Below are 26,914 nucleotides of genomic sequence, written 5' to 3' on the forward strand. Positions count from 1 at the left end.
GCCGGCGATCCGCCCTGCTACGGGGCGATGCCCAGTCCCGGGATCGCGCTGATGCTGTCCGGATCGAAACCGGCCAGCGCGGCGAAATGGCGGCCGCGCTCGGTGTAGTCGCGATAGGCACCGAAGCTGGGAGCACCCGGCGAAAGCAGCACCACGCCCTCGCCACCGAGCAAACCGCGCGCGCGTGACACCGCATCGGCCAGGTCGCCCGCTGCTTCCAGCGTGAAGTGCCCCGCGGCTGCGAGCGGCGCGAGCAACGCGTGGATCCGGGGCCCGTTGCCACCCATGGTCACGACACCCAGCGGCGCCGATTCCCCCATGCGCGCGGCAAACTCCGACCAGTCCAGCCCGCGGTCGTGCCCGCCGAGCAGGATCACCACCCGGCACGCCCGGTGGCAATCCAGCGCCGCCAGGCTGGCGTGCGGGGTCGTGCTGATCGAATCATTGACCCATGCGAGCCCGTCGCGCTCGCCCAGCCACTGCAGCCGGTGCGGCAGCGGGCGGAAGTCCAGCGCTGCCGGCGCCAGCGGCGCGGCATCCACGCCCAGCGCCTCGATCGCCGCCAGCACCGCGCACAGGTTGCCGCGGTTGTGCCGGCCCGGCAGGGGCACGGCCAGGGTGTCGAAGACGAAGGCGTCGCCGCGGTAGAGCGCGTCGCCGCGCAGGTGCCAGCCGTCCTCGCGGTTGAACCAGGCGACCCGGCTTCCGGGCAGGTCCAGTGCCGCCAGGCGCGGGTCGGCCGCGTTGAGCACCGCTATGCGCGGTCGCGCCGCGATGACCAGGGCCAGCTTGTCCTCGACATAGCGCGCCTCGCTGCCGTGCCAGTCCAGGTGCTCGGGAAACAGGTTGAGCACGACCGCCACCTCCGGGCGCACGCCGCTGGCCGCCACGTCGCCGGTCTGGTAGCTGGACAGTTCGATCGCCCAGAATTCCGGCGCAGGATCTTCGGCGACCTCCAGCAGGGGCAGGCCGATGTTGCCGGCCAGCGCGGTGCGGTGCCCGCCTGCGCGCAGCAGGTGCGCCAGCAGCGAAGTGGTGGTGCTCTTGCCCTTCGTGCCGGTGACGCAGACCGTGCGCGCATCGGGGTGCGCGGCGAACCACAACGCGGTGCCACCGATGAAGCGGGTGCCGCGCGCGGACGCGGCCAGGGCCTCGGGCCGGTACGGGCTGATGCCCGGCGACTTCACCACCACGTCGAAGGCCGCGAGCAGGTCGGCATCCATCCGCACATCGGGCGTGAGCAGCGGGTCGCCGAGCGCAGCCGCTTCGGTCGCTTCGGCCTCGTTGCAGAACAGGGTCAGCGGCAGCGCCGGAAGCGAGCTACGCAGGGCGCGCCAGGCGGCGCGGCCCTCGCGCCCCCATCCCCACAGTGCGACGCGGCGCCCTTCAAGCTGCGAAACGCGCACTCACCCGCTCCCATACGGCGGCAGGCACGCGATGTTCGCCGTCGATCACGAGCAGCGCATCGACCGCCAGTTCGCGCGCATCCAGCTGAGGCTGGATCTCGCGGACGAAGCGCGCCACGAGGACGTCCTCGCGCCAGTCCGCGCGCGCGGCCAGCGCGGCCATCGCCGCGCGCGACTCGCGCCCCTCGCCCACGCACTCGAACGGCTTGTGGTCCTGGAACTCCAGCAGCGCATCGAAACCCGGCGCCTGCGAAACGTCGTCAAGCAGGTTGCGGCCGAAGATCCGCACCAGCCGCGTCTTGGGCATGAACGGCGCCAGCGCCAGGAACACGAAGTGGCATTTCGGGCACAGCCCGCACCAGCGTTGCGCGGGCTTCTCGCCGAGGATGTGGAAATTGCGGTTGCAGCTGGAAAAGTACGCGTCGTAGTGGTCGCTCTTCGTGAACTGCCGGGCTACCGCCAGTTCCGAAAGGGGTCGCAGCAGCGAGTAGTAATGCAGGTCGGCCGCGACCGTGGCTTCGACGTGCTCGCCGAATGCCCGTTCGAAGGCCCAGCCCTTGGACCACTGGTGGTTCACCTCGCCGGTGACGGTGCCGTCGGCGGCCACGATCAGGCTGCCGTAGCTGGCCGAGCGCTCGTTGGAGAAGACCACCTGGCCGGCCCCGGTCAGCAGCGCGGCCAGCACCAGGATCGCCGAATTCACCGCGGTCACCGGGATGTGGCCGTTCCACGCACCCTGCCGGTTGATCTCGAACAGCGCTGGCGCCAGGGCGCGGCCGATGTTCAGGGTCGGCAGGCCGGTGCGTTCGGCGCAGGTGCGGATCAGCTGCGAACCGCCGATCCAGGTCACGACCTGGTCCACGCCGGCCGCGCGCAGGGCCTCGATGCTGACCAGCGAATCCTTGCCGCCGCCGATGGCGACCAGCGCGCGCGCAGCCAGGCCCAGCGCAGGCGCGGCCGATGCAGGCGCGACAGCCTCGTCGGCCAGGACGCCCACGGGGAAACGGATCCGTCCGTGCAGGTCCAGGCCGTTGCGATAGGCGAACTCGCCCAGTCCGTTGAGGTAGACCTGTTCCAGCAACGCCGCGGTTGCGGCATCGATCGCGTAACCGTCGATGCGGATCTGTTCGGGCACCGCGGCCTTGTAGTAGCTGACGCCGGCGATGAGGTGCAGCAGGCGCAACGCACGCTCGACGGCGGCTGCGCGCTGGTCGTCGAGCACGAACGGCGCACCGGGCACGGTGACGGTCTCCACCAGGTCCGGGCCATCATCGAAGGCGTAGGCGAGCTCCGCCACGCCGGTGGCGGCATCGAAGCCGCAGCGCACGAAGCGGAAGGTCCGGATGGCGTCTCGATCGAAACTGGTCATGCAATATCCGTGGTGGAACCTGCCAGCCGTCGCAGGTAGCGACGGCCGAGCATGAAGGCGATGGCGAACGCCGGCAGCGTCCCGATCAGCAGGGCCGCGAGCGTAGCGCCGAACACGATGGAAGGCACCCAGTCCGCCAGCTCGCGAAGCGGCATGCCGGTGGTGGCGAACTGCTGGTCGAGCAAGCCGGTGAACAGCACCCAGCAGGCGACCGCGAGCGGGTACAGCAGGAGTGCCAGTAGCGTCGCGCGCAGGGCCAGGCCCGGGGTGCGCCACCGGTGTCCCGCCCTGCCCCGACGCCCGTGCCACGCGGTCACGATCCAGGCAGCACCCAGCGCAGCCAGGCCGCCGGTGGGACTCCATCGCGCACCCATGCGCAGCGCCTCGCCCAGCGGCTGCTCGAACACGAAGCTCGAGGCGAGCAGGTATCCCAGCACCGCGACCACGATGCCGGCCAGCGTCGCCAGGGCGATGAACTCAGCCCGCGGACTCATCGATCACGTCCTCGGCGGGCAGCTCGCGCTGGTTGTAGGTGCTGGCCATCGCGTGGCCGTAGGCGCCCGCGTCGGCGATCAGCATCACGTCGCCCGGCGCGGTGGCCGCCGGCAGGGGGCGCTGCCTGCCGAAGATGTCGCTGGATTCGCAGATCGGGCCGACGATGTCGAACATCGCCTCGGCCGCCTCGTCCAGGCGCTGCAGGTTCACGATGTCGTGCCAGGCGTCGTACAGCGCGGGCCGCACCAGGGCGTTCATGCCCGCGTCCAGGCCTACGCGCAGCACACCATCCTTCTCGATCACCTGGGTGGCATGGGCCAGCAGCACGCCGCACTCGGCGACCAGGTAGCGGCCCGGCTCGATCACCAGCCCGAACGCCGGGTGTACCGCACGCACCTCCGCCAGGCTGGCCGCCCACGCGTCCAGGTCGAACGGCTCGTCGTCGGCGCTGTAGGGAATCGGCAAGCCGCCGCCGATGTCGAGCGTGGACACGGTGCCGATGCGGCGGGCGAAGCCGGCCAGCTCGTCGCACATCTGCCGCCAGTGGCCCGCGTTCTCCACCCCGCTGCCCAGGTGCGCATGCAGGCCGGTGATGGTGGTGCCCAGCGCGCGCGCCGCGTCGACGAACTCGTCCACGCGCTGCGCCGACAGGCCGAACTTGGAATCCTTGCCGCCGGTGTTGACCTTCTGGTGGTGGCCGTCGCCGTGGCCCAGGTCGATGCGCAGCCAGACCTGGCGGCCGCGGAACAGCTCCGGCCAGCGCCGCAGCGCCTCGACGTTGTCCACGGTGACGGTGACGCCCAGGGCGAAGCCCTGCTCGTACTCGTGCATCGGCGCGAAGCTGGGCGTGAACAGCACCCGGCGCGGATCCAGGCCCGGCACCGACGCGAACACGTGCCGGAGCTCGCCCAACGACACGCACTCCAGGCCGAAGCCCTCGTCCACCAGTGCACGCAGGATCGCCGGGTGCGAATTTGCCTTGATCGCGTAGTAGCGCTGGTCGACGGGGGCCACCGCCTTCAGTGCGCGCGCACGCGCACGCACGGTGGGCAGGTGATAGACGTAGCGCGGCGTGCCGGCCGCGGCCATCTGCAACAGGCGCGGTCGCTCGCGATGCCACCACGGCACCGGCCGCGGCCGCACCGCGCCATCGAGCTCGCGCCAGCGCGGCCCGAAGACTTCCTTCTCCAGCACCGGCATCGCGCCACTGTCGATCAGCGCGCCGTGCAGTTCCGGCAGCAGGCCGTCGGCATCGGCCTCGTCGATCACGAAGGTCAGGTTAAGGTCGTTGGACGATTGCGAGATCATGTGCACGCGTTCGTGGCCGAAGCTCGAGAACACCTCCGACAACTTGTGCAGCAGCGAGCGCATGCCCCGGCCGACCAGCGTGATCGCCGCGCACGGAACAATCACCTTGACCCGGCCGATCTTCTCCAGGTCGGTGGCCAGTGCGGCCAGCACGTTCTCGCTGAGCAGGTTCTCGCTCGGGTCCAGCGACACGGTGACGTTGGTCTGCGAGGTGCCGATCATGTCCACCGACAGGCCGTGCTTGCGGAACAGGGCGAACACTTCGGCCAGGTAGCCGACCTGCTGCCACATGCCGATGTCTTCCACCGACACCAGCACCACGCCGTTGCGGCGGCTGATCGCCTTGACCCCTGGCACCGTCGCCGCGCTGCGGTCGATGGTGGTGCCGGGCAGTTCCGGGCGTTCGGTGTCGAGGATCGCCATGGGCACGCCCGAATCGCGGCACGGCTTGATCGAGCGCGGATGCAGCACCTTGGCGCCGGTGGTGGTGATCTCCTGCGCCTCGGCATAGCCGAGCCGCTTGAGCAGGCGCGCGTCGGGTACTTCGCGTGGGTTGGCGCTGAACATGCCCGGCACGTCGGTCCAGATTTCCACGCGGTTGGCGCCGAGCAATGCACCGAAGTAGGCGGCCGAGGTGTCCGAACCGCCGCGCCCGAGGATCGCGGTGCCGCCCTCGGGGTGGCGTGCGATGAAACCCTGGGTGATCAGCAGGCGCGTGGGCTGTGCATCGAAACGCGCATGCCAGGCCGCGTCGGCCTGCCACTGGCAGCTCACCGACAGCCGTCGCGACCAGTCGCTCTGGTTGGCCTGCGGCGGCAACGCGTCGAGCCAGTCGCGCGCATCGGTCCAGCCCATGTCCAGGCCCTGCGTGCGCAGGTACGCGGCACCGAGCGTGGATGACAGCAGCTCGCCCTGGCCGAGCACTTCGGCCTGCCAGTCCAGCGGCCGCGTGGCCGCGCGCGGGTCGTCGAGCAGGCCGCGCAGCGCCGCCAGGCGCGCGCCGAGCACCGCTTCGGCGTCCAGCCCGAGCTCGGCGACGAAATCCAGGTGCCTCTGCACAAGTCCTTGCACGCGCTGCGCGCTGTCGCTTGCACCATCGGCGATGGCCGTCAGTTCGTTGGTCACGCCCGAAAGCGCGGACACCACGACCAGCACGCGCGCGCCGGTCTCTTCCGCCCGTTTTTTCGCCAGCCGGCCGATCGTGTCCCAGCGATGGCGCCGCGACACCGAGGTACCACCGAACTTGAGGACGATCCATCCGCCCGTGGCGGAGTCTTGCTTGGGCGAAGCTGGGGACATGGAGTGCGCTGGGGGACCACCCGACCACCGGGCATGAACCGTCGATTCTAAGCCGAATCGACGGCCCGGAACCCGCTGCCGGCAGGCGGCGGGCACCGCCTTGGCGCGCTTCGCTGCGGCAGCCGTCGACCCGGCCCCGCGCGGGCGCCACCGCGGCTCCATACTTCGCCCCTGCCACGTGCACTCCCGCCAGGATTCCGCGCATGCAAACCCGCCGTTACATCCAGCTCGACGTGTTCGCCCCCCGCCCCGGCGCCGGTAATCCGCTGGCGGTGGTCTACGACGCCGGCGACATCGACGATGCGGCCATGCAGGCATTCGCGGCCTGGACCAACCTGTCCGAAACCGTGTTCTTCCTGCCGCCCACCGCGGCGCAGGCCGATTACCGGATCCGCATCTTCACCCCGCGGATGGAACTGCCCTTCGCTGGCCACCCCAGCGTCGGCGCTGCCTGGGCCGCGCTCGACGCCGGCCTGGCGCGCGAACGCGACGGCCGGCTCGTGCAGGAATGTGCCGCGGGCCTGCTGCCGGTGCGGATCGACCGCGACGGCGACGACGTGCAGCCATCGGTACGCAGCCCGCAGGCGCGCGTCCGCGAAGACGTGGCCGCGCCCGCCTGGCTGGTTGCCGACACCGTCTGGGGCGCCGCGCGCGGCGCGCTTGCCCCGGCGCTCTGGAACAACGGCCCGGACTGGTGGCTGCTGGAGCTGGCCGACGAGGCCGCTGTGCGCGGCCTGCGGCCGGATCTCACCGCCATCGCCGGCCTGCCCGGCAGCGGCAAGCTGGCCGTATTCGCGCGCGGCGAAAGCGACTCGGACCTGGTGGTTCGCGCATTCGCTCCCGCGGTCGGCATCGCCGAGGACCCGGCAACCGGCAGCGTCAACGCCAGCATCGCCGCCCTGCTGCACCGGCATGGGCGGTTGCCGGGCCGGGGTCGCCGCTACATCGCCAACCAGGGCCGCGAGATCGGCCGCGATGCGCGGCTGGCGCTGGAAGTCGACGACGAGGACGGCGTCTGGGTCGGCGGCCGGGTGCACGCGGTGATCCGTGGCACGGTGGACTGGTAACCTCGGCCGCCTCCCCCGACAGGATCGTCGCCATGGCCACGCGCCCCTTCGTCCAGGTGGACGTGTTCGCCGACCGTCCCGGCGCCGGAAATCCGCTGGCGGTGGTGCTTGAAGCCGCCGGCCTGGACGACGCGACGATGCAGGCGATCGCCCGCTGGACCCGGCTGCCGGAAACCACCTTCGTATTCCCGCCGACGCGGCCTGGCGCCAGTTACGGCATCCGCATGTTCAGCCCCAAGCGCGAAGTCCCCTTCGCCGGCCACCCCAGCGTCGGCACCGCGCACGTGGTGCTGGATGCAGGGATCGCCGAAGCGCAGGACGGCATGCTCCTGCAGGAAGGCATCGCCGGCCTGCTGCCGTTGCGGGTCGACGCATCCGGCGGCGTGCGCCGGATCGCCATCCGCACGCCGCGCTCGCGCCTGGTGGAGACCGCCGATGGCCGCGGCTCGCGCATGACAGAAGCCCTGGACTGGCTGCCACTGGGCGAACTGCCGCCGGCGCTGATGGACGGCGGCCGTCGCTGGTGGCTCGCCGAAGCACGCGACGAGGCCACCCTGCGCAACGCCATGCCCGACTGGGAAGCGATCGCCGCCCTGGCGCGGGCCACCGAAAGCATGGGCGTGCTCGCCTTCGCCCGCTGCACGGGCGGCGACTACCAGGTCGCCGCGCGCGCGTTCGTCGGCGGTCCGGCGATGTTCGAGGATGCCGCCTCCGGGGCGGCCAACGCCACGCTGGCCGCGTGGCTGGCGCAGCGCGATGCGCTGCCGGGAAACGACGGCCGCTACCGGGTCAGCCAGGGCCGCGAAGTCGGCTACGACGCCCGCCTGGAAATGCAGGTGGATGGAGAAGGCGAAGTCTGGTCGGGTGGCCGCGTGGTGAGCGTGGTCCGCGGCACGATCGACTGGCCGTAGCGGCAGCGGGGCGACGCGATCGCGGTCGCGACGACCCCGGTGCGCGGCCCTGCCCGCTCCTATCGGAGCGGAGAGGCGATGGTGGGGCGGGACTCAGCCCGCCCGCACGAACCACAGCGACGCCAAGCCGCCGATGAGGACCACGGCCCCGAGACGCCGCAAGGCGGCGTCCGGGTTGGCCAGCAGCTGTTCCATGGTCCGCCGCCACAGGCCCGGCGCAGCGAACAGGAACAGCCCTTCGAGCACCGCCACCAGGCACAGGGCCTGGACGAGCGCGGCGGGCATCAGCGCTCGTTCTTGAAGTACTGCAGGAACGGATCGTCGCGATCGAGCACGATCACGCCCTGTCCGTCGGCGAACGCGGCGCGGTAGGCCTGCAGGCTGCGGTGGAACGCGAAGAAGCCCGGGTCGCCTTCAGCGGCCTGCGCGAACAGGCGCGCGGCCTGTGCATCGCCTTCGCCGCGGAACCGCTGCGCATCGCGCTCGGCTTCCGCCACGAGCACTGCCTGGTCGCGATCGGCCTGCGCACGCACGGTGCGCGCCTGCTCCTCGCCCTCGGCGCGCAGCGCACTGGCCACCTGCTTGCGCTCGGCGCGCATGCGGTCGTAGACCTGCTTGATCACGTCACTGTCTGTGGGCAGGTCGATCTGCTTGAGGCGGATGTCGACGATGCGCATGCCCAGCGTCTCGGCGCCCTTGTTGATCCCCTCCAGCTGCTTGGCGATCACCTCGCTGCGGTCGCCGGACACCAGCTGGGTCAGCGTGCGCGAGTTGATCTCGTTGCGCAGCGAGTCCTTGATGATCGGCGCCAGGCGGTCGGCCGCGGCCGACTCGATGCCGCCGGTGGCGCGGTAGAACGCACGCGCATCGTTGATGTAGCCGATCGCCACGAAGTCGACACTGACGTCCTTGCGCTCGGAGGTCAGGTAACGCTCCGGCGAGAAATCGATCAGGGCGAAGCGGCTGTCGAAGGTGCGCACGGTCTCGACCAGCGGCCACTTGAAGTGCAGGCCGGGACCGATGTCCGTGCGGGCCACGCGGCCCAGGTTGAGGACCAGGCCCACCTGGCCCTCGCGGACCACGTAGACCGAGCCGAGCAGGCCCAGCAGGGCAGCGACCGCAAGGGCGATCCAGAGCGTGTATTTCATCGGGTAGGCTCCTCGCGTCCGGTGCGCACGGGATCACGCACGCCGCTGCGTGCCGGTTCGGGGCTGCTTTCGATCGCCGGCAGCAGCGCCTCGGGGGGCGGTGTCGACATCGCCGGCGCCGCGGCGGCACCCGCGGCGGGCATCGGCACGTAGATCAGCTGGCGACTGTCGGCACCCACCACCTTGCGGTTCTGCGAGAGCACGTCCTGGACGGTCTCCAGCCACAGGCGCTTGCGGGTGACCTCGGGCGCGTTGCGGTACTCGTCGCGCAGCAGGCTGAAGCGGGCTGCGTCGCCCTCGGCCTGGGCGATCTTGGCGGCCTTGTAGCCTTCGGCCACAGTGCGCCTGCGTGCCGCCTCGCCTCGCGCCTCGGGCACGACGCGGGCCGCATAGGCGCGGGCTTCGCTGATCAGCTGGTCCTTGATCTGCTGGGCGCTGTTGACCTCGTCGAAGGCCGGCTTGACCTCCTCCGGCGGGCGGGCGTCCTGCAGGTTCAACTCGGTGACCACCAGGCCGGTGCGGTAGGCATCCAGCGAGGCCTGCAGCTGCTTGGCGGCGCTCGCCGACAACGGGCCGCGTGCGCCGAGGACGGTATCCAGGTTGGCGCGGCCGACCTGTTCGCGAACCACGCTCTGCGACACCTGCTCCAGCATCCGGTCGGCATCGCGCGAGCCGAACAGGTACAGGCGCGGGTCGCCGACCCGGTACTGCACGTTCATGGTCACGCTGACGATGTTCTCGTCCCGGGTGAGCACCGGCACGGTGTTGCTGAAGGTCTTGATCTGGGTCGCATTGACCTTGATCACCCGCTCCACCGGCCACGGCCACTTCAGGTTCGGGCCGGGCTCCATGACGCGTGCGAACTGGCCGAAGCGCAGGACGACGCCGCGCTGCTGCTCGCCAACCAGCTGGAAGCTGCTCAGCAGCACCAGCAGGGCCGCGCCCAGCAGGATCCAGCGACCGAAGCCGGCACCATTGCCACCGCCAAACAGGTCGCGCAGCTTCGCCAGCACGCCGTCAAGGCCGCTTCCGCCATTGTTCGAGGGCCGCCGCGGCGGCCACGGGTTGCGCGGCGGGTTGTCGGGGGAATCCCCGCCCTTGCCGGGGCCGCCGCTGCCGGGGCCGCCGCTACCAGGGGTGTTCCAGACCATGAAAACTCCGTTTCTTAGGGGCCGGTCCTACGCCGGGGCGGCGGACAGGTCAGGGCCCGATTCTAGCAAGACCGCGCCGGCGCTCCCCCGGCCATTGGTATGGCCTGGCCGGGACGACGCGTTCCAGGCATCGGAACGTGCCGCCTCCAGGCCAAGGCATGCGCTCAATCTTCTTCGTTCGGCGGCGGCAGCAATGCGCGCAGCGGCTCGCCGTCGGCACGCGCGGCCAGTCGCTCGGCCTCGCCACGCGGCAGGTCCACGTGCAGCAGCCAGCCGTGTTCGTCGCCCTGCTCGGCGCGCACGGCTTCGAGCTGGTGCAGGCGCGCGCGCAGGCGCCCGGCCTGCGGCGGCAGGCGCAGTTCGCCGAACACGCGCTGCAAGTCGAGCCGGCGCGCCAGCGCGGCCTGCAGCAGCTCCATGCCGCGGCCATCGCGGGCCGAAAGCCAGACCCGTTCGCGGTGGCCCGGATCGTCGGATTCGCCGCCGTTGTGGTCGTGGCGCGGCTCGGCGCCCTCGATCCGGTCGATCTTGTTGAACACCAGCAACTGCGGCAGCTCGCCGGCGCCCACTTCGGCCAGCACCGCGTCGACCTGGGCGATGCGGTCCTCGCGCAGCGGATCGGCCGCATCGATCACGTGCAGCAGCAGGTCGGCCTCGCGCGCCTCCGAGAGGGTCGAACGGAACGCGGCGACCAGCTCGTGCGGCAGGTCGCGGACGAAGCCGACGGTGTCGGCCAGGACCACGCTGCCGCCCGGCAGGGCGATCCGGCGCACGGTCGGATCGAGCGTGGCGAACAGCTGGTCGGCGGCGTAGGCGTCCGCGCCGGTCAGTGCATTGAACAGGGTCGACTTGCCGGCATTGGTGTACCCGACCAGGGCCACCCGCGGCAGTTCGCTGCGCACCCGCGCGCGGCGCATCTGCGCGTGCTGCACCTCGACCTTCTCCAGCCGGCGCTGCAACTGCTCCAGGCGCTTCTGCAAAAGCCGGCGGTCGGTCTCCAGCTGGGTTTCGCCGGGGCCGCGCAGGCCGATCGAACCGCCGCGCTGGCGTTCCAGGTGGGTCCAGCCGCGGACCAGCCGCGTGGCCATGTGCTTGAGCTGCGCCAGTTCGACCTGCAGCTTGCCTTCGTGGCTGCGCGCGCGCTGGGCGAAGATGTCCAGGATCAGCCCGGTACGGTCGACCACGCGCCGCTCCAGCGCCTTTTCCAGGTTGCGCTCCTGGCCGGGGCTGAGCGGATGGTTGACCAGGATCAGGTCGGCGCCGGTGGCATCGGCCGCGGCCTTGACCTCTTCCAGCTTGCCGCTGCCGATCAGGGTCGCCGGATTGGGCTTGTCGATGCGCGCGGTCAGGGTCGCCGCGACGCTGGCACCCGCCGAGCGGGCCAGGTCGGCGAACTCCTCGAGCACATCCTCGGGCACGGCCCCACCGGCGTGGGGCTGGATCAGCAGCGCGTTTTCACCCTTGCGGGAACGTTCGAACAATCAGGACTCCAACAACTTCAGCTTCACTCCGCCTCGTCGCCACCGTCGATATCGCCGTCAGCGGACTCGCCCGGCTGCTGGACATAGCCGCCGCCGGGTCCGACCCGGACGTTGCGCGACGGCACGACGGTGGAAATGGCGTGCTTGTAGACCATCTGGCTCACGGTGCTGCGCAGCAGCACGACGAACTGGTCGAAGGATTCGATCGTACCCTGCAGCTTGATGCCGTTCACCAGGTAGACCGATACCGGCACGCGTTCGCGACGCAGTGCGTTCAGGAAAGGATCCTGCAGCGATTGCCCCTTGGACATCGTTGTTCCCCTTGTTCTTCTTATGGGTGTTCTTTGTGGGACGTACTGGGGCCTCCCCCGGCCCGTGCGGGCATGTTACACAAGCCCGCGCCCCCGGGTCGGGCCCGGCGCGCCGAGGAAACCGGAAACGGCGCCTGCGAGTTGATCGCCGTCACGTTCCGGATCGAACCAGCGCGCGTCCAGCTCGCCGCGCAGCCAGGTCAGCTGGCGCTTGGCGAGCTGCCGGGTGGCGAAGATCCCGCGGTCGCGGAACTCTGCGGCCGTGCTCGCCCCCGCCAGGTGTTCCCAGGCCTGGCGGTAGCCCACCGCACGCAGCGCCGGCAGGTCCAGCGGAGCCGGATGCCCGCCCAGCTGCGGCAGCGCCCGCAGTCCACGCACTTCGTCGAGGAAGCCGGCGGCCAGCATCGCGTCGAAGCGCTTTTCGATGCGGGCGTGCAGGGTCGCGCGCTCGCGCGGCGCCAGCACCAGCCGGAGCACCCGCAGCGGCAGGCGTGGCGGCGGCGGATCGCGCTGCCATTCGCTGATCGGCCGGCCGCTGAGGCGGAACACTTCCAGGGCGCGCTGGATGCGCTGCGCGTCGGCGCTGCCGATCCGCGCCGCGGCAATCGGATCCACGCGTGCCAGTTCCGCATGCAGCGCGGCCCATCCGCGCACCTGCCCTTCGGCGGTGATGGCCTCGCGCAAGGCGGGATCGGCCTCCGGCATGGCCGCCAGCCCACGCAGCAGGGCGCGGAAGTACAACCCGGTGCCACCGGCCAGCACCGGCAGGCCGCCGCGCGCGACGATACCTTCGATGGCCGCGCGTGCATCGGCGGCGAATTCGGCCGCCGAATACGGCTGCCACGGCTCACGCACGTCGAGCAGGTGGTGCGGCACCCCGCGGCGCTCGGCCGTGTCCGGCTTGGCCGCGCCGATGTCCAGGCCGCGGTAGACCAGCGCCGAGTCGACGCTGACGATCTCGCCCCCGAACCGCCTCGCCACGTCGATCGCGAATGCGGTCTTGCCCGACGCGGTCGGGCCCATCACCGCGATCGCCAGGGGCCGCGTGTCTATGCCCATGTGCCGGCCGACGCTCGGTTGCCGGTCGCCCAGGCGCACGCGGCCGGACGGCGGTGGTTTCGGGGCACGAGTTCACTCACGCGCTGGCTTTCCGCGGCAAAGGTAGGCGCAAAGCTTACCGGAGCCCCACGCTGGCCCCGCCCTCACTGCGAAACCAGGAACGCGTGCAGCGCGTCGATCTCCTCGTCGGTCATGGACTTGAACCGGTAACGCGCCACTGCGCTCATCAATCCGGTGGGCTTGCTATCGCCGCCGGCCAGGGTGGTGCCCTCGCGCATCAGCCGGCGGAACGCCTCCGGACTGTAGGCCTTGGCCACCACCAGCAGCGAGGGCGCCGGGTCGCCCTCCCAACCCTTGAGGTCCCAGCCGTGGCATTCGCTGCAGGTAGTGAACGCCAGGTGCCGGCCCAGCGCAGCGCCGCCGGCGGGACGTGCGGCCGGCGGGCGATTGCCCGGATCAGGCTTCATGTCGTCGAGATAGGGAAAGGTGCCCTCCGCCAGTTGCGCCACAACCGTGGCATCGAGGGCGGTGGTGGGCAGTTCCGGGTTCTCCGCGGCCGGAAGCGCGCGCAGCCAGGCGGTGATGTCGCGCACCTCCTGGTCGCTGAGGTGCTGGAACATCTTGATCGGCATGGCGAACGGGAGGTGGCCGTCGTGGGTCCGCCCGTGCCGGAGCAGCGCCTCCAGGCCGGCATCGTCGTATAGCGCGCGGCGCTGGGTCAGGTTCGGCGCCACGACCCGGCCGAGCCCGGGCCGCTCCATGAATATTTCGCCGCGGCCACCGGGACCGTGGCAGCCATTGCAACCGACCCGGGTGGCGATACGTTCACCCTCGATCAGATCTCCGGCGGCAACCGCGACAACCGGCACGTCCGGCGGCTTGCCGGCAGGAGGCGCCCCCGGATCGGGCGCGCGCGAACAGGCTGCGGCCACGAGCAGCAGCACTGCAATCGTTGCGTGTCGACGCATCGGCTTCCCCAGCACCGGTTTGGAGGGGGAAACGCAGCGGCGCCGCTGCACCGGACAGCCGGTGCCAGCTCCGGCGCGAGACGACGCTATTCGTCGGGCCAGCGGATCGCCGGGGTCGCGTCGCGCCGGGGGGACGGCACGGCCGCCACTGCTTCCAGTACCTTCAACGCGTCCACCGTCGCGGCGACGTCGTGCACCCGCACGATCCGCGCGCCACGTTGCGCGGCGATCACGTGGGCCGCGACGGAACCGGCGACGCGCTCGACCGGATCCTGGCGCCCGGTCAGCTCGCCGATGCTGCGCTTGCGCGACAGGCCCGCCAGTACCGGCACGCCCAATTCCGTGAAGCGCTCGAGCTGCGCCAGAAGGACCAGGTTGTGGGCAAGGGCCTTGCCGAAGCCGAAACCCGGATCCACGACGAGGTTCTTCTTTGAGATCCCCGCCAGCTCGGCGGCGAAAATGCGCTCGGCGAGGAAACGATGCACTTCTGCGACGACATCGTCGTACTGCGGATCGTCCTGCATCGAGCGCGGTTCGCCCTGCATGTGCATCAGCACCACGGGCACGCCCAGCGCAGCCGCCGCTTCCAGCGCACCCTCGGCACGCAGCGCGCGGACGTCGTTGATCATGCCCGCGCCCGCAGCCACCGCGGCGCGCATGACGTCCGGCTTGCAGGTGTCCACGCTTACCGGCAAGGAGGTCTCGCGGACCAGGCGCTCGATCACCGGGACGACCCGGCGGAGCTCCTCTTCGAGCGGCACTTCACTGGCACCGGGACGTGTCGATTCACCGCCCACGTCCAGGATGTCGGCGCCCTCGGCGGCCAGCTTCAGGCCATGCGCGACCGCGGCACCGGTGTCCGCGTGGGCGCCACCATCGGAGAAGGAATCGGGGGTCACGTTGACGATGCCCATCACCCGGGCGCGATCGAGCTTCAGCACCCGGCCGGCGCAGTCCAGCTGCGGCGAAATATCGAACATGGCGCTCCCCCTCGACGGATCAGTGGCCCGGGCCGTTGCCCAGGTCGGCGTCGAAGCGCGCGGCGCGACGGCGCGCATACAGGCCGAAGCCGAACGCGCCCATCGCCAGCAGCACCGAGATGCCGACCAGCGGCAGCGGCAGCCGCCCGAGCGCGTAGAAGATGGCGGTGATCGTCAGCATCATCGAGGCGCCAGCAAAACAACCCGTGGCGCGGGTGCGCCACGGGTTGTTCACGTAATAGCTGGGCCGCGGAAGTGGCTGGTCAGGCAGGTCGGCCATGCGCCGCCCGTCTCAGGTCTGGGTAGCGGGGCCGCCGACCGGCGGCAACGGACGCGGACCGCTCTTGTTGTCGCCGTCCTTGCCCGCCTTGCCCCAGCCCATCGGCGGCGGCGGTTCGCGGCCTTCCATGATCGCGTCGATCTGCGGCGCATCGATGGTCTCGTACTGCAGCAGCAACTGCGACATCGCGTGCAGCTTGTCGAGGTTCTCGGTCAGGATGGTCTTGGTGCGGGCGTAGGCACGGTCCAGGATCGCGCGCACGACTTCGTCAATCCGGCGCGCGGTGTCGTCGGAGACGTTCTTGTGCTGTGTGACCGAGCGGCCGAGGAACACCTCGTCCTCCTGCTCGCCATAGGCGATCGGCCCCATCTCGTCGGACAGGCCCCACTTGGTGACCATGTTGCGCGCCATCTTGGTCGCGCGCTCGATGTCGTTGGAGGCGCCGGTGGTGACCTTGTCCTCGCCGAAGATCAGCTCCTCGGCCACGCGCCCGCCGTACAGCGAGCACAGCTGGGATTCGATCGCCACGCGGTTAATCGAGTAGCGGTCGCCCTCGGGCAGGTACATGGTCACGCCCAGCGCGCGACCGCGCGGAATGATGGTGACCTTGTAGACCGGGTCGTGCTCGGGCACCACGCGGCCGACGATGGCGTGGCCAGCCTCGTGGTAGGCGGTGAGCGTCTTCTCGTCCTCGCTCATCGCCATCGAGCGGCGCTCGGCGCCCATCAGGATCTTGTCGCGGGCGCGATCGAAGTGGTCCATGCGGACCTCCTTCGCGTTTTCGCGCGCGGCGAACAGCGCCGCCTCGTTGGCCAGGTTGGCCAGGTCGGCGCCGGAGAAACCGGGCGTGCCACGGGCGATCACCATCGGCTCGACGTCGTCGGCCAGCGGCAGCTTGCGCATGTGCACCTTGAGGATCTGCTCGCGGCCGCGCACGTCGGGCAGGCCGACCACCACCTGGCGGTCGAAACGACCCGGGCGCAGCAAAGCCGGATCAAGCACGTCCGGACGGTTGGTCGCAGCGACCACGATCACGCCTTCACCGCCGTCGAAGCCGTCCATCTCGACCAGCAGCTGGTTCAGGGTCTGCTCGCGCTCGTCGTGGCCACCACCCAGGCCGGCGCCGCGATGGCGACCGACCGCGTCGATCTCGTCGATGAAGATGATGCACGGCGCGTGCTTCTTGGCCTGCTCGAACATGTCGCGCACGCGGCTGGCGCCGACGCCGACGAACATCTCGACGAAATCCGAGCCGGAGATCGAGAAGAACGGCACCTTGGCCTCGCCGGCGATGGCCTTGGCCAGCAGGGTCTTGCCGGTACCGGGCTGGCCGACCATCAGGATGCCGCGCGGGATCTTGCCGCCCAGCTTGGTGAACTTGGACGGGTCGCGGAGGAAGTCGACCAGTTCGCCGACTTCTTCCTTGGCCTCGTCGCAACCGGCCACGTCGGCGAAGGTCACCTTGACCTGGTCGTCGCCCTGCAGCTTGGCGCGCGACTTGCCGAACGACATCGCGCCCTTGGCGCCGCCGCCCCCGCCCTGCATCTGGCGCATGATGAACAGCCAGAAGCCGATGATCAGCAGCACGGGCAGGAAGTTGAGGACGATGCTCCAGAAGCTCGGCCCGCTCTTGGGATCCTCGCGGACCACGTCGACGTTCTTGCTCAGCAGCTGGTCGGTCAGCTTCATGTCCATCGGACCGGTCACCTGGCCCTCGGTGCCGTCGGCGCGCTTGTAGCGGATCGCGTTGGTCGTCAGCGTGCTGGCATCGGTGATCACCACCGAACGGATCCGGCCGGCGTCCACTTCCTGCAGGAACTGGGTGTAGCTGCGCGACTGGCCCACCGTGGCGGTGGCGCCATCGCGCGGCGAGAAACTCTGGAACACGACCATCAGCACGATGGCGACGACTACCCAGAGCAGCAGATTCTTGGTCAAGTCGTTCATCCTCATCGGCTCCGCATTTCCCTGTGTATGGCGTGTCGCACTGGCTGTGGGGGTGGATCTGGCTGGGGTTGTTGCTGGGTCGAGCTTATCTGATCAGGGCGCGCTTGCCCTGCGCCAGGGCATAGACTTCCGGCGAACGCTTGCGCGAGGCCGCCGGCTTGCGGATCGCCACCTTTTCGTAGCGGCGGCGCAGTTCCCGCACGTAGTCGTCGAAACCGACCCCCTGGAACAGCTTGATCAGGAAGGCGCCGCCCGTACGCAGGTGGCCGTCGGCGAACTCCACCGCCAGCTCGGCGAGATGCATCGCCCGGGCCTGGTCGACGACATCCACCCCACTCATATTGGGGGCCATGTCCGACAGCACAAGGTCGACGGCCTGGCCGCCCAGCAGCGTCTCCAGCTCCGATAAGACCGCTTCTTCCCTGAAGTCGCCATGAAGGAATTCGACGCCGGCCAGCGGCGGCATCTCCAGGATGTCCAGCGCCACGACGCGGCCTCCGTCACCCATCGCCTGGCGCACGAACTGCGACCAGCCACCCGGCGCCGCGCCCAGATCGACCACGACCATGCCCGGCTTCAGCAGCCGGTCTCGCTCGATCAGTTCTTCCAGTTTGTACGCTGCGCGCGAACGCAGGCCCTCGGCCTGCGCCTTCTTCACATAGGGATCGGCGAAATGCTCGCGGAGCCAGCGTTGGCTGCTCTTGCTGCGGGTCATGCGGGGGCCGGGCGGAGAACGCCCGCGGCGGTATGGGCGGCCATGATACCCTGAACAACCCATTGCCCTGCCCCGGTAACCCCGATGTCCGTTGTCCTGACCGCCGCCCAGAACCGCTTTCTCCGCGGCCAGGCCCACGGCCTCAAGGCCCTGATGCAGGTCGGGGGCAAGGGCATCACCCCGGCTTTGCTGGCCGAGCTGGACGAGGTGCTGGAGCGCCACGAGCTGGTCAAGGTCAAGGTCGGCGCCGAGGATCGCGACGCCCGCGACGCCATGATCGACACCCTGGCCAAGCAGACCGGAGCCGCGCTCGTGCAGCGAATCGGGCATACCGCCACCCTGTTCCGTCCGTCCCGGGAAATGCCCGCGATCGTCCTGCCCCGCGCCTGAGCGCAGGAGCCTGGCGCCATGCAGCTGAGCCACGAACGCCCCGACTACGCCTGGGTCCTGCGCGGCGCCGATGGCCAGCAGGCCCGGGTCAACGACCGGATCCTCAACCGAAGCTTCGCCCTGGCACCGGATCGCCTGGTCGAGGACTGGCCGGCACCCGCCGCGTCCACGGCACTGGAGCCGGCACATCTCGAACCCCTGCTGGCGCTGGAGCCGGAACTGGTGGTCCTGGGTACCGGCGGCCGACAGGTGTTCCCGCCCGCCGCCGTGATGGCCGCCTGCCTGACCCGCGGCATCGGGATCGAGGTCATGGACAACGCCGCCGCCGCCCGCACCTACAACGTGCTGGCCGGCGAAGGCCGGCGCGTCGTGGTGGCGCTGCTGCTGGGCTGAGGCTTGCCCGCCACACCGGCTCGCCGCCGGCTTCACCGCTCCGCGGTTACGTCATTTGTGGAGCGGGACTTGCCCCGCTGCTCTCAGCGCCGATCACGAGAGGCTGCGGCCCAAGGCCCAGCTCTACTGGACCGATCGCGCCGGTAGCCCCCTGAATTCCCCAGGTACTGCAACGGGCCATGGGAGGACGCTGCGGGGAGCGAGCCACGTGCCCTGCGATCCACCTGCCCGCCCTGAGCGCACGCCGGGCATCTGCGCCGCGTGCGGGTCACGCCTTCAGACGCAGCGCGCCCCTATCGCTTCGGCAGGTACAGCAGCGGGTCGATGGGCTTGCCGTTGTAACGGATCTCGAAGTGCAGCTTCTCGCGATCGGTACCGCTGCGGCCCATCTCGGCGATCTGCTCGCCGGCTTTCACCTTCTGGCCCTCGGCCACCAGGCGCTTGCGGTTGTGGCCGTAGGCCGACAGCCACTGCTCGTTGTGCTTGATGATGATCAGTTCGCCGTAGCCGACCAGGCCCGCGCCCGAATACACCACCACGCCATCGGCGGCCGCGGTCACCGGCAGGCCGCTGCTGCCGCCGATGTCGATGCCCTGCCGGGTGTTGTCGCCGGGGACGAAGGTCGCCAGCAACACGCCCTGTGCCGGCCAGCGCCAGCTGAAGCCGCTGCTGGCGGGTGCGCTCGTCGGCTTGGGGGCCGGTTGCTGGCCGGCCGTGGTCGCTGGCTTGGGCGCGACCACGGTCCGCGTGGGCGCGGTCGCGCCGCGGCTCCCGCCCGCCTGGCCCAGCGACAGGCGCTGGCCCGGGTAGATCGTGTACGGCGGCTGCAGGCCGTTCCAGCGGGCCATGTCGGTGACCGCCACGCCGTTGCGCCTGGCGATCGAGTAAAGCGTATCGCCCTGCTGCACCACCACGGTCGCGCCACTGCGACCGGCGGACGCGGTCGAACCACTGCCTTCGCCCTGAGGGGTGCGCACCACGGTGCTGCTGCAGGCGGCCATCGCCATTGCCAGCACCATCGCAAGGACCACCCGCATCCGCCCACGTATTCCGGTCATTACTGCTCCATCCGTCGTGCCAGCCGGCTACGCGAAACCTGCGCAACCGTCATCCGGTGAAATGCCGCAGCAACCCGTGCGCGGCCATGCCACCACCGCCGATCAGGATACCGAAGTAGATGATCGTACCGATGTTGGCCAGGTGCCCGAGCAGGATCGCGGTGCCATCGCGCTGGATCATGCCGATGGCGTAGAACAGCAGCGCCAGCGCGGGCAACGTGTTGCTGAAGGGAATGAAGCTGAAGGGCACCATCAGCAACAGCGCAGCGAGGATGAAGGCCAGGTTGTTGAAACTGCCTTGCGCGCGACCCTCGACCAGGCGACGCAGGCGGTAGGGGCGGCTGATCTTCTCCAGCCGACGCACCCAGTGCAGGCCGCCAGTCAGGGCCGGGCGCAGTTTCACTGCCGGCAGCGGCCGGGTACGCAACTTCGCCGGCAGCCACAGCGGCCGACCGAGCAGGCGGCTGATCCCGACCAGCAGGATCGCGGCACCGAAGACCGTGCTCACGCCCGGGATCGACACCGGGATCAGGAATACCAGGGTCAGCAGGATGGTCAGCAGCAGCAGGCCTTCGTCGCCGAACACCTCCAGCAGTTCGCCCAGGCTGAGGTGGTCTTCCGGCAATTGCCCGATGATCGCCTCGAGCTGGTCGCCAAGCGATCCGGTGTCGTTGATGCGGGAAAGGTCCGGTCCGGTCATGGTTCAGTCGATCATCCCGGACAGCAGCGGCACGAAGGTGACTGCCGCCAGGCGGGTCTCCTCCACGCTGCCGTCCTCGCGCCGGACCAGCCGGACCAGTGCCTGCGACCTGCTGCCGCCGACCGGCGCGCCCAGCCCCCCGCCGGTCCGCAACTGGTCGACCAGTGCCGGCACCAGCGCCGGCGCCGCGGCGGTGACGATGATCGCGTCGTACGGTCCGTGTTCGGGCCAGCCGATCCGGCCGTCGTCATGCTTGCTGCGGATGTTCATGCCCAGCGTGCGGAAACGCTTGCGCGCCTGCCGCAGGAGTTCGCCGATGCGCTCGACGGTATGCACTTCCAGGCCCAGGGCGGCCAGCACCGCGGCCTGGTAGCCCGAGCCGGTGCCGACCTCCAGCACCTTGGCCGGTGCGTTCTCAAGCAGCACCTCGGTCATCCGCGCGACCACCCAGGGCTGGGAGATCGTCTGGCCATGGCCGATCGGCAGCGCGGTGTCCTCGTAGGCGCGGCTGGCAAGCGCTTCGTCGACGAACAGGTGCCGCGGCAGGGTGCGGATCACGTTGAGCACGCGCTCGTCGGCGATACCCTGGCCATTGCTGGCACCCTCGCGCAGGCGCTCGACCAGGCGGTCGCGCACGCGCTGGGAGGTCATGCCCTGCCCGATCGCTTGCGGTTGCATGCGCAGCCTGGGGTTCATGGCCCGGCCTCGCCGCTGTCGCCGGCCGGGGTGGCCAGCGCGGCCGAAAGCCCGCCGACCCAGCCGGCGACCTTCTCCAGCGCCTGGTAGCGGGTCAGGTCGACATGGATCGGGGTGATCGAGATGTGGCCGGTGCGCACCGCGTGGAAATCGGTGCCGGGTCCGGCGTCCTGCTCCGGGCCAGCCGGGCCGATCCAGTAGACGGTGCGTCCGCGCGGATCCGGCTGCGGGATGCATGGCTCGGACCGATGGCGGTTGCCCAGGCGCGAAACCTCGAAGCCGCGCACCTCGTGCCAGGCCAGGTCCGGCACGTTGACGTTGAGGATGGTGTCGGCCGGCAGCGGGTCGGTGAGCAGGCGCGCCACGATCTCCACCGCGGCGCGCGCGGCGGTCTCGTAGTGCTTGGCATCGTGGTTGCGCGTGGCCAGCGACACGGCCACCGCGGGCAGGCCCAGGAAGCGCCCCTCCATCGCCGCCGACACCGTGCCCGAATAGATCACGTCGTCGCCGAGGTTGGCGGTGTTGTTGATCCCCGACACCACGATGTCCGGCTCGAACTCGAACATGCCGGTCAGGGCCAGGTGCACGCAGTCGGTAGGCGTGCCGGCGACCGAGCAGGTGTAGTGGTCCAGCCGCTTGACCCGGATCGGCAGGTCCAGGGTCAGCGAATTGCTGGCGCCGGAGCGGTCGCGGTCCGGGGCTACGACATAGACCTCGTGTCCGGCGTCGCGCAGGCCCTGGGCCAGTGCATGGATGCCGGGCGCGTCCACGCCATCATCGTTCGAAACAAGTACGCGCATGGGCTTCCTCGAAAACATCCGCATGATACCGGAAGCCTCCCCCGCGTTCGCGGCAGCCGCGCACATCGCGCCGACGGAAAGGCTTCGTGCCTGCGCTACCCTGTGGCGATGCACGATGACGAGGACGACGACGCCCGCCTGTTCCGGGCCGCGATCGGCAAAGTCGCGCCGCTGCGCGCGCCGGCTGCCGCGCCGCCTGTTCGTCCGAAGCCGCGGCCGGTGCCGCGCCGCCCGGTGGACGCCGACGAAGGCGGCCGCGGGCGCATCGCCAACGATCCGGAGTCGGCCCTGCTGCGCGGCGATGCGAGCGCATTCCGGCGCGAGCGGGTCCCGGCCCGCGCATGGCAGCGGTTGCGGCGCGGCGAATACTCGGCCCAGGACGAACTGGACCTGCACGGCGCCAACGCGCTGCAGGCCGAAACCCTGCTGGCCCGCTTCCTGGCCGAGGCCATCGATGCCGGACTGGGCTGCGTGCGGATCATCCATGGCAAGGGTGGCGGCAAGGACGGCGGCGGCGAAGGCGTGCCGGTGCTGAAAAACCTGGTCGACCGGCTGCTGCGCCAGCGCGGCGACGTGCTCGCCTTCCACTCCGCACCGCCCGCGCAGGGCGGTACCGGCGCCCTGCTGGTCCTGCTCGCCCGCCGCTGAATCCGTACGGTCCGGTCCGGTCCATCGGGGGTGTGAGGCTAGAATGCGCGCCATGGACGCCCCCGCCTTCACCGCCGCCGAACTGGCCGAACGCTTCTCGCTGCAGTTGCATGGCGACGGCGGCGCGCGCGTGCACGGCGTGGCCACCCTGGCCGGCGCTGGCCCCGGGCAGCTGGCCTTCCTCGCCAATCCGCGCTACCGCTCGCAACTGGCGACCTCCAGCGCGGGCGTGGTCGTGCTGCGCGCCGACGACGTGCCCTCCGCGCCCGGTGCCGCGCTGGTCGCCAAGGATCCCTACGTCGCCTTCGCCCGCATCTCGGCCCTGTTCGAACGGGTGCCGGCGCGCGATCCGGGCATCCACCCCAGCGCCGTGGTCGATCCCACCGCCGAGGTGTCGCCGGATGCGCACGTGGGTCCCTTCGTCAGCATCGGCGCGCGCTCGACGGTGGGTCCCGGCTGCGTGATCGGCCCGGGTTGCACCATCGGCGAGGACTGCGAGCTGGACGCGGGTTGCGAGCTGCAGGCGCGGGTCACGCTGGTGGCCCGGGTCCGGCTGGGCAAGCGCGTGCGGATCCTGCCCGGCGCGGTGCTCGGCGCGGCGGGCTTCGGCCTGGCGATGGACGCGGGCCGCTGGGTCAACGTCCCGCAGCTGGGCGGCGTGGTCATCGGCGATGACTGCGAGATCGGCGCCAACTCCTGCATCGACCGCGGCGCACTCGACGACACGGTGCTTGAAGAAGACGTGCGCATCGACAACCTGGTCCAGATCGGCCACAACGTCCGGATCGGCGCGCATACCGCGATGGCCGGATGCTCGGCCGCCGCCGGCAGCGCGAAGATCGGTCGCTACTGCCTGGTCGGCGGCGGCGCCGGCGTGCTCGGCCACCTCGAAGTGGCCGACCAGGTCCTGATCACCGCCATGTCACTGGTCACCCATTCCATCCGCGAGCCCGGCGAGTACTCGTCGGGCACGCCACTCACCGACAATCGCACCTGGCGCAAGAATGCCGCCCGGTTCAAGCAACTGGATGCACTGGCGCGCCGCGTCAACGCCTCCACCCAGGACAGCGCCGAATGAACGAAACCGTGAAGCTCCCCGTCGACGTCAATACCATCCGCCAGTTGATCCCGCACCGCTATCCGTTCCTGCTGATCGACAAGGTCGTCGACCTGGATATCGAGGCCAAGCGCATCGTCGGCGTGAAGAACGTGACCGTCAACGAGCCGTTCTTCCAGGGCCACTTCCCCGGCCAGCCGATCATGCCCGGCGTGCTGATCATCGAGGCCCTGGCCCAGGCCGGCGGCGTGCTGACCCAGCTGTCGCTGGGCCGCGACGCGCAGTCCAAGCTGTTCTACATGGTCAAGGTCGACAACGCGCGCTTCAGCAAGCAGGTCGTCCCCGGCGACGTGCTCGAACTGCACGTGCAGATCAAGCGCGTGATCCGCAACATGGCGGTGTACTACGGCGAGGCCAAGGTCGATGGCGAGATCGTCGCCTGCGCCGAAGTGCTGTGCGCCGGCACCCGCGAATAACGCCCTGACGGACCGCCCATGAACGAAAACGCCCGCATCCACCCCACCGCCGTCATCGACCCGGGCGCGCGCCTGGGCGAAGGCGTGAGCGTGGGCGCCTTCACCCTGATCGGCCCGGACGTGGAGATCGGCGACGGCTGCCAGATCGGCCCGCACTGCAGTTTCGCCGGACCGACCCGGATCGGCCGCGACAACCGTTTCATCGGCCATGTCGCCGTCGGCGGCGAGCCGCAGGACAAGAAGTTCGCCGGCGAACGCACGGAGCTGGTGATCGGCGACCGGAATGTATTCCGCGAATTCGTCACCCTCAACCGCGGCACCGGGCACGGCGGCGGCATCACCCGCATCGGCGACGACAACTGGATGCTGGCCTACACCCACGTGGCCCACGACTGCATCGTCGGCAACCAGTGCATCTTCTCCAACAACACCACCCTGGCCGGCCACGTCACCGTCGGCGACTGGGTGATCATCAGCGGCTTCGCCGGCGCCCACCAGTTCTGCCGGATCGGCGACCACGCCTTCCTGGGCATGGGTGCGCTGGCCAACGGCGACGTGACCCCGTTCACCATGGTCGGCGGCAATTCGATCGGCCGGCCGCGCGGGATCAACAGCGAAGGGCTCAAGCGCCGCGGCTTCAGCCCCGAGCGCATCGCCGCGATCAAGCGCGCGTACCGCACGCTGTTCGTCGCCGGGCTTCCCCTGGCCGAAGCGCGCGAACAGCTGGTCCAGCAATCCGAGGGCAACGAGGACGTGCGCCTGCTGCTGGAGTTCATCGACGGCGGCGAACGCCCGCTGCTGCGCTGACGTCCATGCCGAACACGCCGGGGGACGCCGAACCGTGAACGAATCGATCCGGGGCCACGAGGCGTCGCAGCGCGTGGGCAAGGGCCCGCGCTTCATCCTGGTCGCCGGCGAAACCTCCGGCGACGCCCTGGGCGCGGGCCTGGTCGAAGAACTGCGCCGGCGATTCCCCGATGCCCGCTTTGCCGGCATCGGCGGCGACGCGATGCGCGCGGCCGGCGTGGAAACCTGGTACGACGCCAGCGAACTGGCGGTGATGGGGCTGTTCGAAGTGTTGCGCCACCTGCCGCGGCTGCTGAAGCTGCGCCGAGATTTCCGCGCGCGCGCGCTGGACTGGCAACCCGACGTGGTGGTCGGCATCGACGCCCCCGACTTCAACCTCGGCGTGGAGCGCTGGTTCAAGCAGCGCGGCGTGCCGACCGTGCACTACGTCAGTCCTTCGGTCTGGGCCTGGCGCGAGAAGCGCGCCGAGAAGATCGGCGCCAGCGCCGACCGCGTGCTCTGCCTGTTCCCGATGGAGCCGGCGATCTACGCCCGCCACGGCGTGGACGCGCGCTTCGTCGGCCATCCGATGGCCGACGCGATGCCGCTGCACCCGGACCGCGACGCCGCGCGCGCGCAACTGGGCCTGCCCGCCGGCGCGCCAGTGCTGGCGGTGCTGCCCGGCAGCCGGCTGGGGGAGATCGAGCGGCTGGGCGAGGTCTTCTTCGAAGCAGCCTGGCACGTCTCCGAAACGCTGCCGGCACTGCACGTGGTGGTACCGGCGGCCAATGCGCGCTGCCGCGCCCTGCTGCAGGCGCAGCTGTCGCGCTCGGCACTGCCGGTGATGCATTCGCACCTGCTCGACGGCCAGGCCCGCACCGCGCTGGCCGCCGCCGACGTGGTCCTGCTCGCCTCAGGGACGGCGACCCTGGAGGCGATGCTTTCCAAACGCCCGATGGTGGTCGGATACCGGGTATCGCCATTGACCTACCGCATCGTGCGTGCGCTGGGCATGCTCAAGGTCGACCGCTACGCCCTGCCCAACGTGCTGGCCGGCGAAGACCTCGCCCCCGAACTGATGCAGGACGATTGCACCCCCGAGCGCCTGGCCGGGGCGGTGCTGCGCTGGTTCCAGTCGCCGGGCGAGGTTGCCGCGTTGCAGCCCAAGTACCTGGCCCTGCACGAACAGCTGCGCCGCAACGCCTCGGCGTCGGCGGCCGACGCGGTCGCCACGCTGCCGCGCCTGGCCCCGGCGCGGACCACCCGGGCATGACCCGCCGCAAGGCCGTTGCGACGGACGCCGGTGCAGGCATGGACCTGTTCGTGGTCGATCGCGCGGGGCTGCGCGTGGCGGGGGTCGACGAAGCCGGTCGCGGCCCCCTGGCCGGCCCGGTGGCGGTCGCCGCGGTGGTCCTCGATCCGGCGCGCCGCATCGATGGCCTGGACGATTCCAAGAAGCTCAGCCATGCGCGCCGCGAGGCGCTTTACCCGTTGATCCTCGAGCGGGCGCTGGCCTGGCACATCGAAATGGTCGCGGTCGAGGAGATCGACCGGCTCAACATCCTGCACGCCACCCTGGAGGGCATGCGTCGCGCGATCGCCGCGCTCGGCCCGCAGGTGGAGCTGGCCCGGATCGACGGCAACACCCTGCCGCGCGGGCTGAACTGCATGGCCGAAGCCATCGTCGGCGGCGATGCGCTGGAGCCGGCGATCATGGCCGCCTCGATCCTGGCCAAGGTCGCGCGCGACCGCCTGATGTGCGCCCTGCACGAGGAACATCCGCACTACGGGTTCGACGTGCACAAGGGTTACCCGACGCCGGTCCACCTGGCCGCGCTCGTCCAGCACGGCCCCTGCCCCCACCATCGCCGCAGTTTTGCGCCGGTCCGGGAGGCTTGGCTGCGGGTGGACACGATCGGCGCCGCCTTCGCTCCCGTCTGAAACGCCACCCGGGCCACCCGCCCGCAATGCACGCCCCCGGAAAGCACACGGCCCGCCGAAGCGGGCCGTCGCTG

General features: G+C 70.5%; 29 protein-coding genes. 10 read left to right on the forward strand and 19 right to left on the reverse strand.

Annotated features, from left to right (window positions below; genetic code table 11):
* Positions 1-17: 17 nt before the first annotated feature.
* The 4 genes from murD to CSC65_RS08850 are packed head-to-tail and all read right to left on the reverse strand — an operon-like array spanning position 18 to position 5,877.
* Positions 18-1,406 carry a UDP-N-acetylmuramoyl-L-alanine--D-glutamate ligase gene (gene murD / locus CSC65_RS08835; RefSeq protein WP_162410191.1) on the reverse strand — a complete coding sequence of 463 codons (1,389 nt, stop codon included), beginning with the start codon at positions 1,404-1,406 and terminating at the stop codon, positions 18-20.
* A complete protein-coding gene (gene murL / locus CSC65_RS08840) occupies positions 1,387-2,775 on the reverse strand; it encodes a UDP-N-acetyl-alpha-D-muramoyl-L-alanyl-L-glutamate epimerase (RefSeq protein ID WP_162410192.1) in 1,389 nt (462 codons plus the stop codon). Before murL ends, murD begins: the two co-directional genes overlap by 20 nt.
* Positions 2,772-3,269 (reverse strand): hypothetical protein, encoded by a 498-nt coding sequence (locus tag CSC65_RS08845; protein ID WP_162410193.1) that lies wholly within the window; start codon positions 3,267-3,269, stop codon positions 2,772-2,774. Before CSC65_RS08845 ends, murL begins: the two co-directional genes overlap by 4 nt.
* Positions 3,253-5,877: a bifunctional aspartate kinase/diaminopimelate decarboxylase gene (locus CSC65_RS08850; protein WP_162410194.1), complete on the reverse strand. Its 2,625-nt coding sequence runs from the start codon at positions 5,875-5,877 to the stop codon at positions 3,253-3,255. Before CSC65_RS08850 ends, CSC65_RS08845 begins: the two co-directional genes overlap by 17 nt.
* A 203-nt stretch (positions 5,878-6,080) precedes the next feature.
* On the opposite strand from CSC65_RS08850, the gene CSC65_RS08855 reads away from it, so the two are divergent.
* A complete protein-coding gene (locus CSC65_RS08855) occupies positions 6,081-6,944 on the forward strand; it encodes a PhzF family phenazine biosynthesis protein (RefSeq protein ID WP_162410195.1) in 864 nt (287 codons plus the stop codon).
* Positions 6,945-6,976: 32 nt separating this feature from the next.
* Positions 6,977-7,855 (forward strand): PhzF family phenazine biosynthesis protein, encoded by an 879-nt coding sequence (locus CSC65_RS08860; RefSeq protein ID WP_162410196.1) that lies wholly within the window; start codon positions 6,977-6,979, stop codon positions 7,853-7,855.
* Positions 7,856-7,948: 93 nt separating this feature from the next.
* Here the strand turns inward: CSC65_RS08860 and CSC65_RS08865 are convergent, their stop codons facing one another.
* The 11 genes from CSC65_RS08865 to rlmE form a co-directional block, all read right to left on the reverse strand.
* A complete protein-coding gene (locus tag CSC65_RS08865) occupies positions 7,949-8,140 on the reverse strand; it encodes a DUF2065 domain-containing protein (RefSeq protein WP_162410197.1) in 192 nt (63 codons plus the stop codon).
* A complete protein-coding gene (gene hflC, locus CSC65_RS08870; protein WP_162410198.1) occupies positions 8,140-9,003 on the reverse strand; it encodes a protease modulator HflC in 864 nt (287 codons plus the stop codon). The genes CSC65_RS08865 and hflC overlap by 1 nt, the downstream gene beginning before the upstream one ends.
* Positions 9,000-10,154 carry an FtsH protease activity modulator HflK gene (gene hflK / locus CSC65_RS08875; RefSeq protein WP_162410199.1) on the reverse strand — a complete coding sequence of 385 codons (1,155 nt, stop codon included), beginning with the start codon at positions 10,152-10,154 and terminating at the stop codon, positions 9,000-9,002. The genes hflC and hflK overlap by 4 nt, the downstream gene beginning before the upstream one ends.
* 164 nt (positions 10,155-10,318) lie before the next feature.
* The gene (hflX, locus tag CSC65_RS08880; RefSeq protein WP_162410200.1) at positions 10,319-11,635 is read right to left on the reverse strand and encodes a ribosome rescue GTPase HflX; all 1,317 of its coding nucleotides are present in this window, start codon (positions 11,633-11,635) and stop codon (positions 10,319-10,321) included.
* Positions 11,636-11,658: 23 nt separating this feature from the next.
* Entirely contained in the window at positions 11,659-11,946 is a 288-nt protein-coding gene (gene hfq, locus CSC65_RS08885; protein ID WP_162410201.1) for an RNA chaperone Hfq, read from the reverse strand.
* 75 nt (positions 11,947-12,021) lie between these two features.
* A complete protein-coding gene (gene miaA, locus CSC65_RS08890) occupies positions 12,022-13,005 on the reverse strand; it encodes a tRNA (adenosine(37)-N6)-dimethylallyltransferase MiaA (protein ID WP_162410202.1) in 984 nt (327 codons plus the stop codon).
* Between the two features lie 143 nt (positions 13,006-13,148).
* On the reverse strand, positions 13,149-13,973 hold the full coding sequence (locus tag CSC65_RS08895) for a cytochrome c4 (protein WP_162410203.1): 825 nt from the start codon (positions 13,971-13,973) through the stop codon (positions 13,149-13,151).
* Positions 13,974-14,059: 86 nt separating this feature from the next.
* Positions 14,060-14,953: a dihydropteroate synthase gene (gene folP, locus CSC65_RS08900; protein WP_162410204.1), complete on the reverse strand. Its 894-nt coding sequence runs from the start codon at positions 14,951-14,953 to the stop codon at positions 14,060-14,062.
* A gap of 19 nt (positions 14,954-14,972) precedes the next feature.
* Positions 14,973-15,233, reverse strand: coding sequence for a hypothetical protein (locus tag CSC65_RS08905; RefSeq protein ID WP_162410205.1), 261 nt, complete (start codon positions 15,231-15,233; stop codon positions 14,973-14,975).
* Between the two features lie 12 nt (positions 15,234-15,245).
* Positions 15,246-17,180, reverse strand: coding sequence for an ATP-dependent zinc metalloprotease FtsH (gene ftsH, locus CSC65_RS08910; protein WP_162410206.1), 1,935 nt, complete (start codon positions 17,178-17,180; stop codon positions 15,246-15,248).
* An 85-nt stretch (positions 17,181-17,265) separates the two neighbouring features.
* Complete coding sequence (rlmE, locus tag CSC65_RS08915) at positions 17,266-17,895, reverse strand: 23S rRNA (uridine(2552)-2'-O)-methyltransferase RlmE (RefSeq protein ID WP_162410207.1); 630 nt, start codon at positions 17,893-17,895, stop codon at positions 17,266-17,268.
* 84 nt (positions 17,896-17,979) lie between these two features.
* Here rlmE and yhbY point away from each other — a divergent pair, with 84 nt between their 5' ends.
* Both yhbY and CSC65_RS08925 read left to right on the forward strand, forming a co-directional pair.
* Positions 17,980-18,285, forward strand: coding sequence for a ribosome assembly RNA-binding protein YhbY (gene yhbY, locus CSC65_RS08920; protein WP_162410208.1), 306 nt, complete (start codon positions 17,980-17,982; stop codon positions 18,283-18,285).
* 18 nt (positions 18,286-18,303) lie between these two features.
* Positions 18,304-18,678 carry an Mth938-like domain-containing protein gene (locus CSC65_RS08925; protein ID WP_162410209.1) on the forward strand — a complete coding sequence of 125 codons (375 nt, stop codon included), beginning with the start codon at positions 18,304-18,306 and terminating at the stop codon, positions 18,676-18,678.
* Positions 18,679-18,971: 293 nt separating this feature from the next.
* On the opposite strand, the gene CSC65_RS08930 is transcribed toward CSC65_RS08925, so the two are convergent.
* From CSC65_RS08930 to surE, 4 genes are read right to left on the reverse strand one after another with little or no spacing between them, the layout of a single operon-like run.
* The gene (locus CSC65_RS08930; protein ID WP_238390330.1) at positions 18,972-19,736 is read right to left on the reverse strand and encodes a peptidoglycan DD-metalloendopeptidase family protein; all 765 of its coding nucleotides are present in this window, start codon (positions 19,734-19,736) and stop codon (positions 18,972-18,974) included.
* 49 nt (positions 19,737-19,785) lie between these two features.
* Positions 19,786-20,436: an exopolysaccharide biosynthesis protein gene (locus tag CSC65_RS08935; protein ID WP_162410210.1), complete on the reverse strand. Its 651-nt coding sequence runs from the start codon at positions 20,434-20,436 to the stop codon at positions 19,786-19,788.
* A 3-nt stretch (positions 20,437-20,439) separates the two neighbouring features.
* Positions 20,440-21,132, reverse strand: a complete 693-nt coding sequence (locus CSC65_RS08940) for a protein-L-isoaspartate(D-aspartate) O-methyltransferase (protein ID WP_162410211.1) — start codon at positions 21,130-21,132, stop codon at positions 20,440-20,442.
* Positions 21,129-21,932: a 5'/3'-nucleotidase SurE gene (gene surE, locus CSC65_RS08945; protein ID WP_162410212.1), complete on the reverse strand. Its 804-nt coding sequence runs from the start codon at positions 21,930-21,932 to the stop codon at positions 21,129-21,131. Before surE ends, CSC65_RS08940 begins: the two co-directional genes overlap by 4 nt.
* Before the next feature lie 108 nt (positions 21,933-22,040).
* Between surE and CSC65_RS08950 the strand changes: the two genes are divergently transcribed.
* From CSC65_RS08950 to rnhB, 6 genes are read left to right on the forward strand one after another with little or no spacing between them, the layout of a single operon-like run.
* Positions 22,041-22,580: a Smr/MutS family protein gene (locus tag CSC65_RS08950; RefSeq protein ID WP_162410213.1), complete on the forward strand. Its 540-nt coding sequence runs from the start codon at positions 22,041-22,043 to the stop codon at positions 22,578-22,580.
* Positions 22,581-22,632: 52 nt separating this feature from the next.
* Entirely contained in the window at positions 22,633-23,658 is a 1,026-nt protein-coding gene (gene lpxD / locus CSC65_RS08955; protein WP_202922857.1) for a UDP-3-O-(3-hydroxymyristoyl)glucosamine N-acyltransferase, read from the forward strand.
* Positions 23,655-24,113, forward strand: coding sequence for a 3-hydroxyacyl-ACP dehydratase FabZ (fabZ, locus tag CSC65_RS08960; protein WP_162410215.1), 459 nt, complete (start codon positions 23,655-23,657; stop codon positions 24,111-24,113). Before lpxD ends, fabZ begins: the two co-directional genes overlap by 4 nt.
* 18 nt (positions 24,114-24,131) lie before the next feature.
* Positions 24,132-24,920: an acyl-ACP--UDP-N-acetylglucosamine O-acyltransferase gene (gene lpxA, locus CSC65_RS08965; RefSeq protein WP_162410216.1), complete on the forward strand. Its 789-nt coding sequence runs from the start codon at positions 24,132-24,134 to the stop codon at positions 24,918-24,920.
* 34 nt (positions 24,921-24,954) lie between these two features.
* Positions 24,955-26,172: a lipid-A-disaccharide synthase gene (gene lpxB / locus CSC65_RS08970; protein ID WP_162410217.1), complete on the forward strand. Its 1,218-nt coding sequence runs from the start codon at positions 24,955-24,957 to the stop codon at positions 26,170-26,172.
* On the forward strand, positions 26,169-26,840 hold the full coding sequence (gene rnhB / locus CSC65_RS08975; RefSeq protein WP_162410218.1) for a ribonuclease HII: 672 nt from the start codon (positions 26,169-26,171) through the stop codon (positions 26,838-26,840). Before lpxB ends, rnhB begins: the two co-directional genes overlap by 4 nt.
* Positions 26,841-26,914 lie beyond the last annotated feature (74 nt).

The organism is Pseudoxanthomonas daejeonensis (genome assembly GCF_010093205.1).
GTDB lineage: Bacteria > Pseudomonadota > Gammaproteobacteria > Xanthomonadales > Xanthomonadaceae > Pseudoxanthomonas > Pseudoxanthomonas daejeonensis.

Bases quoted from the DNA above. Each gene is read 5' to 3' on its own strand.
- murL (WP_162410192.1), bottom strand. From the start codon at position 2,775: ATGACCAGTTTCGATCGAGACGCCATCCGGACCTTCCGCTTCGTGCGC.
- CSC65_RS08845 (WP_162410193.1), bottom strand. From the start codon at position 3,269: ATGAGTCCGCGGGCTGAGTTCATCGCCCTGGCGACGCTGGCCGGCATC.
- CSC65_RS08850 (WP_162410194.1), bottom strand. From the start codon at position 5,877: ATGTCCCCAGCTTCGCCCAAGCAAGACTCCGCCACGGGCGGATGGATC.
- CSC65_RS08855 (WP_162410195.1), top strand. From the start codon at position 6,081: ATGCAAACCCGCCGTTACATCCAGCTCGACGTGTTCGCCCCCCGCCCC.
- CSC65_RS08860 (WP_162410196.1), top strand. From the start codon at position 6,977: ATGGCCACGCGCCCCTTCGTCCAGGTGGACGTGTTCGCCGACCGTCCC.
- CSC65_RS08865 (WP_162410197.1), bottom strand. From the start codon at position 8,140: ATGCCCGCCGCGCTCGTCCAGGCCCTGTGCCTGGTGGCGGTGCTCGAA.
- hflC (WP_162410198.1), bottom strand. From the start codon at position 9,003: ATGAAATACACGCTCTGGATCGCCCTTGCGGTCGCTGCCCTGCTGGGC.
- hflK (WP_162410199.1), bottom strand. From the start codon at position 10,154: ATGGTCTGGAACACCCCTGGTAGCGGCGGCCCCGGCAGCGGCGGCCCC.
- hfq (WP_162410201.1), bottom strand. From the start codon at position 11,946: ATGTCCAAGGGGCAATCGCTGCAGGATCCTTTCCTGAACGCACTGCGT.
- miaA (WP_162410202.1), bottom strand. From the start codon at position 13,005: ATGGGCATAGACACGCGGCCCCTGGCGATCGCGGTGATGGGCCCGACC.
- CSC65_RS08895 (WP_162410203.1), bottom strand. From the start codon at position 13,973: ATGCGTCGACACGCAACGATTGCAGTGCTGCTGCTCGTGGCCGCAGCC.
- folP (WP_162410204.1), bottom strand. From the start codon at position 14,953: ATGTTCGATATTTCGCCGCAGCTGGACTGCGCCGGCCGGGTGCTGAAG.
- CSC65_RS08905 (WP_162410205.1), bottom strand. From the start codon at position 15,233: ATGGCCGACCTGCCTGACCAGCCACTTCCGCGGCCCAGCTATTACGTG.
- ftsH (WP_162410206.1), bottom strand. From the start codon at position 17,180: ATGAACGACTTGACCAAGAATCTGCTGCTCTGGGTAGTCGTCGCCATC.
- rlmE (WP_162410207.1), bottom strand. From the start codon at position 17,895: ATGACCCGCAGCAAGAGCAGCCAACGCTGGCTCCGCGAGCATTTCGCC.
- yhbY (WP_162410208.1), top strand. From the start codon at position 17,980: ATGTCCGTTGTCCTGACCGCCGCCCAGAACCGCTTTCTCCGCGGCCAG.
- CSC65_RS08925 (WP_162410209.1), top strand. From the start codon at position 18,304: ATGCAGCTGAGCCACGAACGCCCCGACTACGCCTGGGTCCTGCGCGGC.
- CSC65_RS08930 (WP_238390330.1), bottom strand. From the start codon at position 19,736: ATGACCGGAATACGTGGGCGGATGCGGGTGGTCCTTGCGATGGTGCTG.
- CSC65_RS08935 (WP_162410210.1), bottom strand. From the start codon at position 20,436: ATGACCGGACCGGACCTTTCCCGCATCAACGACACCGGATCGCTTGGC.
- CSC65_RS08940 (WP_162410211.1), bottom strand. From the start codon at position 21,132: ATGAACCCCAGGCTGCGCATGCAACCGCAAGCGATCGGGCAGGGCATG.
- surE (WP_162410212.1), bottom strand. From the start codon at position 21,932: ATGCGCGTACTTGTTTCGAACGATGATGGCGTGGACGCGCCCGGCATC.
- CSC65_RS08950 (WP_162410213.1), top strand. From the start codon at position 22,041: ATGCACGATGACGAGGACGACGACGCCCGCCTGTTCCGGGCCGCGATC.
- lpxD (WP_202922857.1), top strand. From the start codon at position 22,633: ATGGACGCCCCCGCCTTCACCGCCGCCGAACTGGCCGAACGCTTCTCG.
- fabZ (WP_162410215.1), top strand. From the start codon at position 23,655: ATGAACGAAACCGTGAAGCTCCCCGTCGACGTCAATACCATCCGCCAG.
- lpxA (WP_162410216.1), top strand. From the start codon at position 24,132: ATGAACGAAAACGCCCGCATCCACCCCACCGCCGTCATCGACCCGGGC.
- rnhB (WP_162410218.1), top strand. From the start codon at position 26,169: ATGACCCGCCGCAAGGCCGTTGCGACGGACGCCGGTGCAGGCATGGAC.